At 61.0% G+C, this 14,845-nt stretch carries 14 protein-coding genes; 3 read left to right on the top strand and 11 right to left on the bottom strand.

Annotation, left to right across the window (positions count from 1 at the left end; genetic code table 11):
* Positions 1-42: 42 nt before the first annotated feature.
* The 4 genes from creD to rloA2 all read right to left on the bottom strand — a co-directional run bounded on the left by creD (position 43) and on the right by rloA2 (position 4,214).
* A complete protein-coding gene (creD, locus tag EGM97_RS02735) occupies positions 43-1,416 on the bottom strand; it encodes a cell envelope integrity protein CreD (protein WP_238960823.1) in 1,374 nt (457 codons plus the stop codon).
* Between the two features lie 123 nt (positions 1,417-1,539).
* Complete coding sequence (gene creC / locus EGM97_RS02740; RefSeq protein ID WP_238960822.1) at positions 1,540-2,958, bottom strand: two-component system sensor histidine kinase CreC; 1,419 nt, start codon at positions 2,956-2,958, stop codon at positions 1,540-1,542.
* Positions 2,958-3,638 carry a two-component system response regulator CreB gene (gene creB / locus EGM97_RS02745; protein ID WP_238960821.1) on the bottom strand — a complete coding sequence of 227 codons (681 nt, stop codon included), beginning with the start codon at positions 3,636-3,638 and terminating at the stop codon, positions 2,958-2,960. The genes creC and creB overlap by 1 nt, the downstream gene beginning before the upstream one ends.
* Before the next feature lie 69 nt (positions 3,639-3,707).
* Positions 3,708-4,214 (bottom strand): retropepsin-like aspartic peptidase RloA2, encoded by a 507-nt coding sequence (gene rloA2, locus EGM97_RS02750; RefSeq protein WP_238960820.1) that lies wholly within the window; start codon positions 4,212-4,214, stop codon positions 3,708-3,710.
* A gap of 173 nt (positions 4,215-4,387) precedes the next feature.
* Between rloA2 and EGM97_RS02755 the strand changes: the two genes are divergently transcribed.
* Positions 4,388-5,275, top strand: a complete 888-nt coding sequence (locus EGM97_RS02755; RefSeq protein ID WP_238960819.1) for an acyltransferase — start codon at positions 4,388-4,390, stop codon at positions 5,273-5,275.
* On the opposite strand, the gene EGM97_RS02760 is transcribed toward EGM97_RS02755, so the two are convergent.
* Positions 5,276-5,845: a DUF2780 domain-containing protein gene (locus tag EGM97_RS02760; protein WP_238960818.1), complete on the bottom strand. Its 570-nt coding sequence runs from the start codon at positions 5,843-5,845 to the stop codon at positions 5,276-5,278.
* A 304-nt stretch (positions 5,846-6,149) separates the two neighbouring features.
* Between EGM97_RS02760 and EGM97_RS02765 the strand changes: the two genes are divergently transcribed.
* Both EGM97_RS02765 and EGM97_RS02770 read left to right on the top strand, forming a co-directional pair.
* Entirely contained in the window at positions 6,150-6,572 is a 423-nt protein-coding gene (locus tag EGM97_RS02765) for a DUF3757 domain-containing protein (protein ID WP_238960817.1), read from the top strand.
* Positions 6,573-6,713: 141 nt separating this feature from the next.
* A complete protein-coding gene (locus EGM97_RS02770; protein WP_238960816.1) occupies positions 6,714-7,055 on the top strand; it encodes a hypothetical protein in 342 nt (113 codons plus the stop codon).
* 100 nt (positions 7,056-7,155) lie between these two features.
* On the opposite strand, the gene fdhA is transcribed toward EGM97_RS02770, so the two are convergent.
* The 6 genes from fdhA to EGM97_RS02800 form a co-directional block, all read right to left on the bottom strand.
* The gene (fdhA, locus tag EGM97_RS02775) at positions 7,156-8,355 is read right to left on the bottom strand and encodes a formaldehyde dehydrogenase, glutathione-independent (RefSeq protein ID WP_053151494.1); all 1,200 of its coding nucleotides are present in this window, start codon (positions 8,353-8,355) and stop codon (positions 7,156-7,158) included.
* Between the two features lie 128 nt (positions 8,356-8,483).
* Positions 8,484-9,341, bottom strand: coding sequence for a formyltetrahydrofolate deformylase (purU, locus tag EGM97_RS02780; protein WP_238960815.1), 858 nt, complete (start codon positions 9,339-9,341; stop codon positions 8,484-8,486).
* Positions 9,342-9,429: 88 nt separating this feature from the next.
* Positions 9,430-10,062 carry a sarcosine oxidase subunit gamma gene (locus EGM97_RS02785; protein ID WP_238960814.1) on the bottom strand — a complete coding sequence of 211 codons (633 nt, stop codon included), beginning with the start codon at positions 10,060-10,062 and terminating at the stop codon, positions 9,430-9,432.
* Positions 10,063-10,226: 164 nt separating this feature from the next.
* Positions 10,227-13,244: a sarcosine oxidase subunit alpha gene (locus EGM97_RS02790; protein ID WP_238960813.1), complete on the bottom strand. Its 3,018-nt coding sequence runs from the start codon at positions 13,242-13,244 to the stop codon at positions 10,227-10,229.
* Positions 13,241-13,570 (bottom strand): sarcosine oxidase subunit delta, encoded by a 330-nt coding sequence (locus EGM97_RS02795; protein ID WP_053156193.1) that lies wholly within the window; start codon positions 13,568-13,570, stop codon positions 13,241-13,243. Before EGM97_RS02795 ends, EGM97_RS02790 begins: the two co-directional genes overlap by 4 nt.
* A gap of 14 nt (positions 13,571-13,584) precedes the next feature.
* Positions 13,585-14,835: a sarcosine oxidase subunit beta gene (locus EGM97_RS02800; protein ID WP_053156190.1), complete on the bottom strand. Its 1,251-nt coding sequence runs from the start codon at positions 14,833-14,835 to the stop codon at positions 13,585-13,587.
* Positions 14,836-14,845: the final 10 nt, after the last annotated feature.

Raw genomic sequence — 14,845 nt, forward strand, 5'->3', positions numbered from 1 at the left:
CCTCCCCCAACCGCTGATCCTCGCGCAACCCCAACGACCGACTCATTTCACCTCTCCCAGATCGAAGGTCATTGCCGCAGCAGGCCTGGCTCCCACTCCGTACCAGTCCAGCTTGCGGGTCAGCACCATGAACACCCCCAACAGGCCGAACAACAGCAGCGAGCCCATCAACAGCGCGTAATCCTCGGCGCTCAGCAAGCCGTAGAGCAAGGCGTACAGTGCCGCCAGTCCCGCCGAGAAGCCCAGGCCGTGGCTCACGCTGCGCAGCACATGACAGACATAGAATCCGATCAGCAACACACAGGCACTGGCTGACAACAGGTACGCCAGGGCAAAGCCGATGTGCTCCGACAGTGACAACAGCAACAGGTAGAAGAACGCCAGCGCCACGCCCACCAACGCGTACTGGACCGGGTGCACCGCGAGGCGCTTGAGCACTTCGAAGAGGAAGAAACCGGCAAAGGTCAGGGCCACGAACAGCAGCGCATATTTAATCGCCCGATCACTCTTGAGGTACTGATCCACCGGATCGATGAAGCTCACCCCGAAGGCCCGGCTGCGGAAGGTTTCACAGCCTTCGCTCGACACACAGTCCGCCAGCGCTTCTTCGAGGTTGGTGGAAAAGAACGAGGTCTGCCAATCGGCACTGAAACCCTGCTCGTTGATTTCGCGATTGGTCGGCAGGTATTGACCGATGAAGCTGGGGTGCGGCCAGTCGGCGGTCAGGTGCACTTTGCTGGTCTTTCCCACCGGCAAAATCTGCAACTCGCCAGTGCCTTGCAGGCTCAAGTCGAAACCGAAGGTCAGTTCGGCGACATTCTGACCGTTGACCATCGGCAACGGCACATGCACCCCCTGCCCCAGCCAGCCAACCCGCGAGCCGGGCAGGAAATCGACGGTCTGTTGGTTGAGCTTCATGGTCAGGGCATTCTCGATGCCACGGATGTCGCTGATACCCACGCTCAGGTACGGTTCGTCGAAGCGGTAATCGGCCACTTCCTTGGCTGACAGACCAAAGCGCTCGGGCACCTTGAAACGGCCATCGATCCGGCTCGCGGCATGGAACAACCGCGCCTCGTAAATACCCCGGGCACGGGTTTCGGTCCGGACCTGACCGTCGAGCTCGAATTGCTCCGGCAGGAAATACAACTCGCCCTTGTGCTCGACGGTTTCAAGGAAACGCACACCGGTCTTCTCGTTGGTGTTCCAAACCCGCACGTCCTTGCGAAACGGCACCACAATCATCGGCCCGATGAGCTGCTGGCTGTGGCTGGAACTGCTGGCAATCTCCTGCAACACGCCATCACGCAGGGACTGGCGCTCATCGATGAGCCCGCTGATCATCAGCAGCGGGATCATCAGCAAGAGAATCAATAGGGCGATCATGCCCAGTTTTATGGCGAGACTGCGGTTCATGTGGGGCTCTCCCTGTTCGAATGGGGAGAGTCTGGCGAGCTTGTGTGGGGTGTTTATGGGGTGAATGTGGAGATTGTGTGGAGACTGTACGAGGCCTGCTCGCGAAGGCCGCACCGCGGAATTTCAAGGCAATCGCAACACCACTTCAACCCCCCCCTCGACATTGCCGATCCCGAACTCGCCACCGTGCAACTGCACCACTTCGTCCACAAAATTGAGCCCCAGGCCGGTGCTCTTGCGGCCGCTCTCAGGGCGCGGCAAGGAGTAGAAGCGCTCGCTCAGGCGTGGCAGGGCATAGTCGGGAATCGGATCGGCCTGGTTGAACAAGCGGATTTCGACACGGCTGCCGATACGCTCGGCGCTGAGGCGCAACAGTCCGCTGGCAGGTGTGAAGTCCAAGGCGTTGTCCAGCAGATTGCCCAGGGCCTGGCGCAACAGAAAGGCTTCCCCGGTCAGGATGAGGTCACGGGCAATGTGGCGTTCGACGCTCAACTGACGACGCTCGATCCAACCACCCCGAGCCTCCAGCAACTCATCGACTAACGCGGCCAGCGGCACGGCGACGACGTCCTCCAACCCTTGGCGCTGCTCGACCTGGGCCAGGTTGAGCAGTCGCTCGATCAGTTGCTGCATGCGTACGCTTTCGTTGTCGATGTTGCTGACGAAACGTTGGTGCTGGGCCGCCGGCATGTCGCTTTGCAGCAGCTCGGCGGCGCCGCGAATAGCCGCCAGCGGGCTCTTGAGTTCGTGGGTCAGGGTATGCACGTAACGCTCGACATACGCCTTGCCTTCGAGCTGCGTGCGCATGTGCTCCAGTGCATGGGCCAGTTGTTCGAATTCGCCGCCGCGATAATGCGGTACCTCCACCCGTTGCCCCTGGCTGACGGCCTGGGCATAGCGCGTCAAACGGCGCAGCGCCGAGCTGAGCCACCACGACAGCAGGGCTCCGAGCACCAGGCCCAGGCCGATCAGCCCCGCGCCATAGAGCAGCAATCGCCGCTCCGTGCGATCGATATAGGGTTGCAACGAGCTGTTGGGCTTGGCCACGGTGACCACGCCGATGATCCGACCGTTGTCGCGGATCGGCGCACCGACATGCATCACCGAGGAGGCCGGGTCGTCGGCGATGCTGCGGGATGAGCGGGCGCCATACTGACCGCGCAGGGTCAGGTAGACGTCGTTCCAGCGCGAGTAGTCCTGGCCCACCGCGACGCCGCTGGAGTCGAGCACCACGATGCCCTTGGCATCGGTGACGTAGATACGATGGCTGACCTGGTTCTTCGGCAAGCCCCAGATCGTCGCCGCCGGCTGGCGCTCGCCATAGGCCTTGAGCAACTCGGGCCAGCGATTCTGGTTGAGGGTGCCGGCCTTGAAATCGTCCCGCAGGATCTCGGCCATCAGGTTGGCCGTGTCCACCAGGGTTTCCTCGGTGGACTGGCGCACACCGGGACGGATCTGTTCGATCACCGTACCGAGCACGAAATACCCGGTCAGGCCGATAAAGAGCACATAGACCAGGAAAATCCGGATCCCCAGCGGCATCAGCTGTGTCCCGGACTGTAGCTGTAGCCCAGGCCGCGGTGAGTCTGGATGGGCTCAGCCTCGGCCCTGACCAGGCGCAGCTTGGCGCGCACGCTCTTGATGTGGCTGTCGATGCTGCGCTCGTAGCCGGCATCGCTGGCCACGCCCAGGGCGTCGAGCAATTGTTCGCGGCTGAAGACCCGCTCAGGCTGCTCCAGCAGGCAGTTCAGCAAGCGGAACTCATGGCGAGTCAGGTTCAGCGGTTTACCGCGGTAGCTGATCTGCACCCGATCACTGTCCACCTGAAACAAGGCCGTGCCCGGCTCCACGGCAGGCCTGGGCGCCACCCGCTTGAGAATTGCCCGGACCCTGGCCGCCACCTCGCGGGGGCTGAAGGGTTTGACCACGTAGTCGTCGGCACCGATTTCCAACCCCACCACCCGGTCGATCTCGCCATCCCGAGCTGTCAGAAAAATAACCGGAACCTCACTGAAACGTCTGAGATTCTTGCAAGTTTCAAAACCGCTGATATCCGGCAGGCCCACGTCGAGAATGATCAGGTCCGCCGGGGTGTTTTTCTGGTGCTCCAATGCAGCTGCGCCAAGGCTCACCCAGGTGGTGTCGAAACCCTCGCCTTGCAGCGCAAATACCAGCGTATCGGCAATGGCGGCTTCGTCTTCGACAATCAGAATATGAGGCATGTCTTGCGAGCCCGACAATAAAGTTGCCGGAACGGTGCCCCAACCCTGGGGGCACGTCAATCGGGGAAATCAGCAGTCAGGCTTGTCCGCCGTGAAGCGTCGGGCCGGGTTCACCGCCGCACCGAACTCGCGCATGGCCTTGGCACCGATCAACAGGGGGTAATTGAAGCTGCTGCGGTCGGTCAGGTTGACCTCCACGGTGCGCTTGACGTTGCCCAGGCACATCTCCAGCTCTACCACCGGACGCTTGCTGGGAGCGATTTTCTCGTCTTCGTCCTCGTCTTCTTCGGAACGGGTCTTGATCTTGCTGATCCGTGCGATTTTCTGCTCGTAGAGCTTGTTACTCGCATCCTTGGTGGCCAGGCGGAACCGCACCCAATCATCACCGTCGCGGGTGAAGGTTTCGATGTCCTTGGCCGACAACGAGGCCGTCAGGGCGCCGGTGTCCATCTTGGCCTTGAGCACTTCGCCGCCTATTTCCGGCAGCGCAATGTATTCGTAGCGCCCGTACAGGGTAGGCTCGGCGGCCAATACTGGAAGGGCTATCAGGGAAAACAGGGCGAGGAAGGGTTTCATGTCATAGAGCTTCCTGTGAGAGGTGGCTTTTAGACCATGGCCTGGCCATTGGTTTCATTTACGTCACGAGCGCAGCCTACCCAAAACGATGTGAAACAATCGTCCACGGCGGATTTGGCCTGTCGGCCGAAGCTGCTTATCATGGCCCGCCTACCTGTTTTCAAGAGTCCTTTATGCGCCGTCTGCTCACCGGCTGTTTAGTCACCCTGCTGCTGTTGCTCAACACCTTGGTGCTGTTCGGGCCGTTGATGGTGTTCGCGCTGCTCAAATTGATCCTGCCAGGGCGCTTTCGCGACTATGCCTCATGGGCGGTGATGTGGATCGCCGAGACCTGGGCCGAAATCGACAAGTTGATCTTTGCCCTGTGCATCCCCACTCGCTGGGACATCCGCGGCGGTGCGGACCTGCGCGGCGATACCTCTTATCTGGTCATCAGCAACCACCAGTCCTGGGTGGACATCCCCGCCCTGATCCAAACCCTCAACCGGCGCACGCCGTTCTTCAAGTTCTTCCTCAAGAAAGAGCTGATCTGGGTTCCATTCCTGGGCCTGGCCTGGTGGGCGCTGGATTACCCGTTCATGAAGCGCTACACCAAGGCTTTCCTGGCGAAGAACCCGGAACTGGCCGGCAAGGACCTGGAAATTACCCGGGCGGCCTGTGAGCTGTTCAAGCGCCAACCCGTCACCGTGGTGAACTACCTCGAAGGCACACGATTCACCGCCGCCAAAAGCCAGCAGCAACAATCGCCCTTCACCCACCTGCTCAAGCCCAAGGCCGGTGGCGTGGCGTTCGTACTGGCGGCGATGGGTGAACAGCTGGACGCGATTCTGGATGTGACAGTGGTGTATCCCCAGGACCGGATTCCCGGTTTCTGGGATCTGATCAGCGGCGCAGTGCCCCGGGTCATCATCGACATCCAGACCCGGACACTGGACCCGGCACTGTGGCAAGGGGACTACGAGAACGATCCGGTGTTTCGCCAGCACGTGCAGGACTGGGTCAACCAGCTCTGGACCGAAAAGGACCAGCGCATCGTCGCTCTGCGCAACGAGCGCGGCTGATCAGATACCGACGCCGGCGCCCCAGAGACCGCCCAGGTTCTGCAGCAACGAACTGGCCACGCCCTGCTGGCCCAGGTACTCGAGGATCACCGGGGCAAACCGGCCAATCATGCCGCTGTCCATGCCCAGGGCGCTGAAGGTGTTGTTCAGGTCATTGAAGTCCTTGACGTTGCCCAGCAGGCCATCGAGCAGTGCGTTCTTTTCCGACCCTCCCCCCAGCAGGCCACCCAAACCGTTGAACCCGCCAATCAGGTTGTTGCCGGCGATCTGGTCCAGGCCCGGCACGCTTTTGCTCAACTCGGAAAACTGCGGTTCGCTGAGGCGGTTCTTCGCCAGCCCCAACATCGCACCGGCCCCCCCAATGGCTTGCTCCGGCGTGATGTTCAGCTCCGATCCCAATGTATTGAGCAACCCGGCGGCCTTTGGCGCCGCCGCAACAGCACCGTCTCCCTGACTCCCCTGCATTGCCGCCACTGCGTTAACCGCATCATTGAGGTTGAACTGCGCGAAGGCCGGACTGGCTGCCAACGACAGCAGGCAAGACAGTGCGAAACCGCGTAAAACCTTCATCCCGAACGTCCTCTGGAGCATGGAAAGCCACCCAAGGGATGGCGCGAAATCGTGGGGTTGGACGGGAGTTAGCAGGAATTGTTCCCAGTGGCTCCTCATCAATTCCCATGCCTGTTTCAGAAAACGATTCCACAACGATCGGACGCAGCCGATAGCTGCAAAAAAAAAGAAATGGTTATAACCAATAACGTCACAAATACTAACTGATAATTCAAAATTGACATAAATAACTGTCAGCATTGACAGTAGCCCGTCCCGCCGTAATCGCGACCATAGGATTGAATCGAGCCACGGAGTCTTGAAGATGCAGAAGATACTGGCTGGGGGCGCGGGACTATTCATGTTGTTGAACGGCTATGTTCATGCCGGCGAAATAATTTGTCCTGCCGTTACCGACATTCAGAAAGTCGTCGGAGCCGTGGAAGACGTTTATTCGGTGGACATACCGGATGAACATAAATGGGCGAGCGAAAGCCTCGTAGACGTCGTCGATCCGGACTCATTGAAATTCAACGGTGCCGAATATGCTCCTCATGAGATCAACGAGAACGGGCAAGCGACACGACGAGCAACCCTTACGTGCAGGTACGGCCAGATAAACCTGATATTGGAATATGTTCAGCTCCAGGAATCCTCATTCTCGCAATGGGCCGAAAACCGATGCGAGAGCCACGAGCCCAGGATATGCGCGCTCATCGATGCCGATTATTTCAATGTGAGCTTCTGATCACTGCTACTGCCCACGCGTGTATCTATATAAAACAGCTGAGTTATCACTTCTCGGTCTTGCCTACTGTCAGTATCGACAGTAGGCAAGACCGAGCCCGGCAAGGAGCATCTGAATAACAATAAACAACGGAGACCGGCCATGTACAAAACCATGATTACCAGTATGCTCCTGGCGACAAGCTTGTCGGGAAATGTTCACGCGGCAGTCTCCTGCCCCGCCGTAAGTGCTCTCAAGGCGTCCTTCGCCTCGGCAAACAATCCGCCGCCCAATAACGAAGGTTATAAATACGACGCTGTCGATTCAAACGGAAATGCCTGGTCGGGACAGTATTTTCATAATGCAGAGGACATCAAGAACTACAACCTGCGATTAATAGGACCCTCACCCGCGGGAAACGCTTGCTTGTACAAGGCAGATCCAGAGAGAGACCAATATGGTGACGAGGTATTCTTCCGGGAGTTGACGTTGACGAAGCAATGACGAGTCATTCAGAACACGCCACGGCCTTGCGCGACTATAAAACCAGGGACAAATAAAAAGGGCGACATCGCTGTCGCCCTTTTCCCGTCTTGCTTCCAACTTACGCCGCGCTGAACATCTTGTGCGGGTCGATCACGAATTTCTTCGGCACGCCGGCATCGAACTCACCGTAGCCTTTCGGTGCGTCATCCAGGCTGATGACTTGCACACCGACGATTTCCGCGATGTTGATACGGTCCCACATGATCGCTTGCATCAGCGCGCGGTTGTACTTCATCACCGGGGTCTGGCCAGTGTGGAAGCTGTGGGACTTGGCCCAGCCCAGGCCGAAGCGGATGCTCAGGGCACCGATCTTGGCGGCGGCATCCACCGCGCCCGGATCTTCGGTTACGTACAAGCCGGGGATACCGATCTTGCCCGCGACGCGGGTGACTTGCATCAGCGAGTTGAGCACCGTGGCCGGGGCTTCGTGCTTGACGCCTTCGTGACCGTGACCACGGGCTTCGAAGCCCACGGCGTCGACGGCGCAGTCCACTTCCGGCTCGCCCAGCAGATCGGCGATCTGCTCGTGCAACGGGGTGTCCTTGGACAGGTCGGCGATTTCGAAACCCTGGGCCTTGGCGTGGGCCAGGCGAACCGGGTTGACGTCGCCGACGATCACTACCGCCGCACCCAACAGGCGCGCCGAAGCTGCCGCGGCCAGGCCAACCGGACCGGCGCCCGCAATGTACACGGTGCTGCCAGGACCGACACCGGCGGTGACGGCACCGTGATAGCCGGTCGGCAGAATGTCGGAGAGGCAGGTCAGGTCACGGATTTTCTCCATGGCCTTGTCGCGGTTCGGCAGTTTCAGCAGGTTGAAGTCGGCGTACGGCACCAGCACATACTCGGCCTGGCCACCGGTCCAGTCGCCCATATCGACATAGCCGTAGGCGCCACCGGCACGGGCCGGGTTGACGGTCAGGCAGACGCCGGTGTGTTGCTCTTTGCAGGAACGGCAGCGCCCGCATGCGACGTTGAACGGTACAGACACCAGATCACCGATTTTCAGGTTCTCGACGTCGCTGCCCTTCTCGATCACTTCACCGGTGATTTCATGGCCCAGGACCAGACCGGTCTGGGCGGTTGTGCGACCGCGTACCATGTGCTGGTCGGAGCCGCAGATGTTGGTGGATACCACGCGCAGGATGACGCCGTGCTCGATCTTCCTGCCACGCGGGTCCTGCATTTTTGGATAGTCGATTTTCTGTACTTCAACCTTGCCTTGGCCGAGATACACGACACCACGATTACCAGACATGCTTTCACCTCGCTGTTGTTTTTGTGGAACTGCGTCACCCAGGCAGGCAGCGCGCTTGTGCTCGGATTAGTACTGGGATTATCGGAGAAGAACTACTCGCCAACGGGCCTCAAAGCGCCGCCAAGCATCTAGAGAACGACAGTGCGATTGGCGTTCAGGAACACGCGTCTTTCAATGTGGTACCCCACCGCCCGGGCCAACGTCAGCCCTTCGATATCCCGTCCCTTGGCAATCAGGTCCTCGGGATAGTGGCTGTGATCCACCACTTCCACGCCCTGGGCGATGATCGGGCCTTCGTCCAGGTCGTTGTTGATGTAGTGCGCCGTGGCGCCCACCAGCTTCACGCCTTTGTTGTAAGCCTGGTGATAGGGCTTGGCGCCTTTGAACCCCGGCAGCAGGGAGTGGTGAATGTTGATGGCCTTGCCGTCGAGCTTGCGGCACAGCTCCGGCGACAACACCTGCATGTAGCGGGCGAGGATCACCAGTTCGGCGCCGGTTTCTTCGATCACCTGCCACACCTGCCGTTCCTGGGCCGGTTTGTCGTTCGGGTCCAGGGGGAAATGGTAGTAGGGAATCTGGTGCCAGTCGGCCAGCGGCTTGAGGTCCGGGTGGTTGGACACCACGGCCACCACGTCCATGGACAACTGGCCGATGCGCTGGCGATAAAGCAAATCGTTGAGGCAGTGATCGGCCTTGGAGACCATGATCACCACTTTCGGCCGGTAGTTGGGTGGCGTCAGCTCGAACACCATGCCAAAGGCTTCGGCACGCTCGGCCAGGCCGGCACGGAAAGCCTGCTCGGCAAAACCGTCAGGCTGGCGGAATTCCACACGAATGAAGAAACGCCCCGAGAGGCGGTCATCGAAGGAGTGGTGTTCAGTGACGTAGCAGCCCTGCTCGAACAGAAAGCGGGTCACCGCGTCCACCGTGCCGAGCACGCTGGGGCAGTCGGCGGTCAAGATCCATGTATCCGGGGCGCGGCTCATTGCGGTGACTCCTGTTCGTTATGGCTAAACCCTGTGGCGAGGGGATTTATCCCCTCGTCACAAAAGTGTTCGGCTTTAGACCGTGTTGTTAAGCCTGAACGCTCAACCCATACTCAGCCGACGCATCCTGCAACCACAGCCACCAGTAATCGGAGAAGCTGCGACGGATCAGCAACTCCCAGGTGTTCTCGGCGGTGTGGCGGATCACCAATTGCGACTTGGCGAACACCGTGCCCACGGCCTTGCCCACCGGGAAGTTGCTGGGGTGGACGTCGTAGCTGGTGGATTTCATCAGCACGTCACGCACGTTCGGGCCGGACAGCTCGAGGATCTGCTGGCCGCCGCTGACGTTGACGATCTGGATGTGCAGGTCGCCCAGCGCTTCGCGCAGCTTCTTCTCGGCGGCGAATTCTTCGCCGGTCGGCACGACCAGCAGCCATTCATCCGGCCCCATCCACTGCAGGCTGGTTTCGCCCTTGACGATGATGCTCAGTGCACCCGGCAATTCAATGCCCAGTGCCTTGTGGACGCCAGCAGCGAAGGCCGCATCATGACCATCGCCACGGATGGTCAGGTGACCCAGGAGTTTTTTCTCGCGCACGATCACGCCGGCGTTCTTGCGACCCTTGCCCACCAGGCTGGCGAGGTCGGCATGGTGCAGCGACGACTCGGCCTTGGCCCCGGTGGTCGGGCGTTGTTGGTACACGTTGACTGCGGTCATATAGCACCTGTCTTGAATTCTATGGTTCCGGCCTTTGTGGGGGCTGATCCGCCGCCATCGCGAGCAGGCTCGCTCCCACAAGGGTTACGCAATCTCCTGTGGGAGCGAGCCTGCTCGCGATGTGGACAACGCGCAGCAGCTGCTCACCACAGGCTTGAAGGTCATCAAATATTCTGCCGATCCCCCTTCGGATCGAAGAACACCGAAGAAACGATCTCTGCCTCGATTACGCTGCCATCGGCCTGGGGCGAAAACACCCGCTCGCCGATGCGCTTCAGACCACCCTTGACCACGCCCATGGCAAACGAATAGCCCAGCGAGTTGTGCGCGTAGCTGGAGGTCACGTGGCCGACCATGGTCATCGGGATCGCCTGCTTGGGGTTGAAGACCAGTTGCGCGCCTTCCGGCAGCCAGACGTTCGGGTCGATCGGCTTGAGGCCCACCAGTTGCTTGCGGTCTTCGCGCAGGCAATCTTCGCGGTTCATGCCACGCCAGCCGATCCACGAGAACGGTTTGGTACGGCCCACGCACCAGCCCATGTTCAGGTCGTCCGGAGTCATCGAGCCGTCGGTGTCCTGGCCGACGATGATGAAGCCCTTTTCGGCCCGCAGTACGTGCATGGTCTCGGTGCCATACGGCGTCAGGTTGTACTTTTTGCCGGCCTCGACGATCTGTTCGAGCACGCCCATGGCGTAGTCGGCCTGCACGTTGATTTCGTACGAGAGCTCGCCGGTGAACGAGATCCGGAACACCCGCGCCGGCACGCCGCCCACCAGGCCTTCCTTCCAGGTCATGAACGGGAAGCCGTCCTTGTCCAGGTCGATGTCGGTGACTTCGCTCAACAGTTTGCGGCTGTTGGGGCCCGACAGGGTCATGGTCGCCCAGTGGTCGGTAACGGAGGTGAAGTACACCTTCAGGTCCGGCCATTCGGTCTGCTGGTAGATCTCCAGCCATTGCAGCACACGGGCCGCACCGCCAGTGGTGGTGGTCATGATGAAATGGTTGTCGCCGACGCAGGCAGTCACGCCGTCGTCGAACACCATGCCGTCTTCCTTGCACATCAGACCGTAGCGGGCCTTGCCCACGTCGAGCTTGGTCCAGGCGTTGGTGTAGATGCGGTTGAGGAATTCGCGGGCATCCGGGCCCTGGATGTCAATCTTGCCCAGGGTCGAGGCGTCCAGCAGGCCGACGCTTTCGCGCACGGCCTTGCATTCGCGCTTGACCGCAGCGTGCATGTCTTCACCGTTTTTCGGGAAGTACCAAGGACGTTTCCATTGGCCGACGTCTTCGAATTCGGCGCCGTTCTTCACATGCCAGGCATGCAGCGCGGTGAAGCGTACCGGTTCGAAGATGTGCCCGCAGTGCCGGCCCGCTACCGCGCCGAAGGTCACCGGCGTGTAATTCGGACGGAACATGGTGGTGCCCATCTGCGGGATGCTCACGTTCAGCGAGCGGGCCGCGATGGCCAGGCCGTTGACGTTGCCCAGTTTGCCCTGGTCGGTACCGAAGCCCAGTGCGGTGTAGCGCTTGACGTGCTCCACCGACTCGAAGCCTTCGCGGGTGGCGAGTTCGATGGCGGCGGCAGTGACGTCGTTCTGCAGGTCGACGAATTGCTTCGGCGCCCGTGCGGTGGATTTTTCGTGAGGCACCTGGAACAGCGCCAGGGTTGGCTCTTCATGACGGCTCAACGCTTTGGGCAACATGCCCTCCACCGCCTTGAAGCCGGCTTCGCTGGCTGCGCGCACGCCGCCCTCGAAGCCATCGGCCAGGGAGTCACCGAGGCTGTAGACGCCATTCACGCCGCCGACACACACGCGTTTCTGCGGTGCTTCGCCGGGCACGAAACCGAGGATGTCTTCACGCCAGATCGGCTTGCCGCCCAAGTGCGAAGCCAGGTGGACCACCGGACTGTAGCCGCCGGAGCTGGCCACCAGGTCGCAGTCCAGCCACTCTCCAGGACTGGTGACTTTGTGTGCCTTGACGTCGATGGCGGCAATGCGGGCGCCAGTGACGCGCTTGCTGCCACGGGCTTCGATCACGGCGCTGCCGGTGAGGATACGAATGCCCTTGGCCCGTGCTTCTTCTACCAGCGCACCACGAGGGTTGCTGCGGGCATCGGCGACGGCAACCACTTGCAGGCCGGCGTCGAACCAGTCCAGGGCCACGCGATAGGCGTGGTCGTTGTTGGTGGACAGCACCAGTTTCTTGCCCGGCGCAACGCCGTAGCGACGCACATAGATGGACACCGCGCCGGCCAGCATGTTGCCCGGCACGTCGTTGTTGCCGTAGACCAGCGGACGTTCGCAGGCACCGGTCGCCAGTACCACGCGCTTGGCGCGGACACGGTTGATACGCTGGCGCACCTGACCGATCGGCGCACGATCACCGAGGTGGTCGGTCAGGCGCTCGTGAATGGTCAGGAAGTTGTGGTCGTGGTAGCCGTTCACGGTAGCGCGAGGCAGCAGCACCACCTCGGGCATCGAACGCAATTCAGCCACAGCCGCGGCGACCCATTCGGCCGCCGGCTTGCCGTCCAGGCTCTCGCGGGAATCGAGCAGGCTGCCACCGAACTCTTCCTGCTCGTCCGCCAGGATCACTCGCGCACCGCTGCGGCCGGCAGCCAGCGCAGCGGCCAGGCCGGCAGGACCCGCGCCGACCACCAGTACGTCGCAGTGGCGGTTCATGTAGTCGTAGGTGTCCGGATCGTTCTCGGTCGGCGAGCGACCCAGGCCGGCGGCCTTGCGGATGTACTTCTCGTAGGTCATCCAGAACGATTGCGGGTACATGAAGGTTTTGTAGTAGAAGCCCGGCGGCATCAGCTTGCCGCCGACCTTGCCGAGAATGCCCATCATGTCGTTGTTCACGTTCGGCCAGCCGTTGGTGCTGGTGGCGACCAGGCCCTGGTACAGCGCCTGTTGCGTGGCGCGCACGTTAGGGATTTGCGTGGCTTCGGTGGCACCGATCTGCAATACCGCGTTCGGCTCTTCGGCACCGGCGGCGAAGATGCCGCGGGGACGGGAATACTTGAAGCTGCGGCCAATGATGTCCACGCCGTTGGCCAGCAATGCAGCGGCCAGGGTGTCGCCTTCAAAGCCTTTGTAGGTCTGGCCGTTGAAGGTGAAGCTCAGCGCTTTGTTGCGGTCGATCCGTCCGCCGTTGGACAGGCGATTGATCTGGCTCATACCTTCTCTCCCAGAGCCTGTGCGGCCGCTTTCGGACTGTCAGCCTTGTCGGTGAATTGCGGCTTTTGGCCGATCTTGTAGGTTTCGAGAATCTCGTAGGTCACGGTGTCGCGGGTCGCGTTGAAGTACTGGCGGCACCCGGCAGCGTGGATCCACAACTCGTGATGCAAACCACGAGGGTTGTCGCGGAAGAACATGTAGTTGCCCCACTCCTCGTCGGTGCAGCTATTGGGGTCCAGTGGACGCGGGATGTGCGCCTGGCCGGACGAATGGAATTCCTCTTCGGAGCGCAGTTCGCCGCAGTGAGGACAGAAGATGTGCAACATAGGGATTTCTCCTGTTAGTGGGCGACGGCAGCAGCGCCGTGTTCGTCGATGAGCGCACCGTTGTGGAAACGGTCGATGGAAAATGGCGCGGCCAACGGGTGCATCTCACCCTTGGCCAGGCTGGCGGCAAACACGTTGCCCGAGCCAGGGGTGGCCTTGAAGCCACCGGTGCCCCAACCGCAGTTGAAGAACATGTTCGGTACCGGCGTCTTGGAGATGATCGGGCAAGCGTCCGGCGTGGTGTCGACGATGCCGCCCCACTGGCGGTTCATGCGCACGCGCGAGAGGATCGGGAACATCTCGACGATGGCCTGGATGGTGTGTTCGATCACCGGGTACGAACCGCGCTGGCCGTAGCCGACCCAGCCGTCGATACCGGCGCCGATCACCAGGTCGCCCTTGTCGGACTGGCTGATGTAGCCGTGCACGGCGTTGGACATGATCACGCTGTCGATGATCGGCTTGATCGGCTCCGACACCAGCGCTTGCAGTGGGTGGGACTCGATCGGCAGGCGGAAGCCGGCGAGCTTGGCCATGTGCCCGGAGTTACCGGCGGTGACCACGCCGACGCGCTTGGCGCCGATGAAACCCTTGTTGGTTTCCACACCGATGCACACGCCGTTTTCCTTGCGGAAGCCGATCACTTCGGTCTGTTGGATCAAGTCCACGCCCAAGGCGTCCGCCGCCCGGGCAAAGCCCCAGGCCACGGCATCGTGACGGGCCACGCCGCCGCGACGCTGGACGGTGGCGCCCATCACCGGGTAGCGAGTGTTCTTCGAGCAGTCCAGGTACGGGATCTCCTCGGCCACCTGCTTGGCGTTGAGCAGTTCGCCATCCACGCCATTGAGGCGGTTGGCGTTGACCCGACGCTCGGAGTCGCGGATGTCCTGCAGGGTATGGCACAGGTTGTAGACGCCACGCTGGGAGAACATCACGTTGTAGTTCAGGTCCTGGGACAGGCCTTCCCAGAGTTTCATCGCGTGTTCGTACAGGTGGGCCGATTCGTCCCACAGGTAGTTGGAGCGCACGATGGTGGTGTTGCGGGCGGTGTTACCGCCGCCCAGCCAGCCCTTCTCGACCACGGCCACGTTGGTGATGCCGTGTTCCTTGGCCAGGTAGTAGGCGGTCGCCAGACCATGCCCGCCACCGCCGACGATGACCACGTCGTAGACTTTTTTCGGGGTGGGCGTGCGCCACATCCGCTGCCAGTTTTCGTGATGGCTGAGAGAGTGCTTGAAGAGGCCGAAGCCCGAATAGCGTTGCATAGTCATTTAC

The organism is Pseudomonas sp. AF32, from assembly GCF_022342325.2.
In the GTDB taxonomy this organism is placed as follows: Bacteria; Pseudomonadota; Gammaproteobacteria; order Pseudomonadales; family Pseudomonadaceae; genus Aquipseudomonas; species Aquipseudomonas uvaldensis.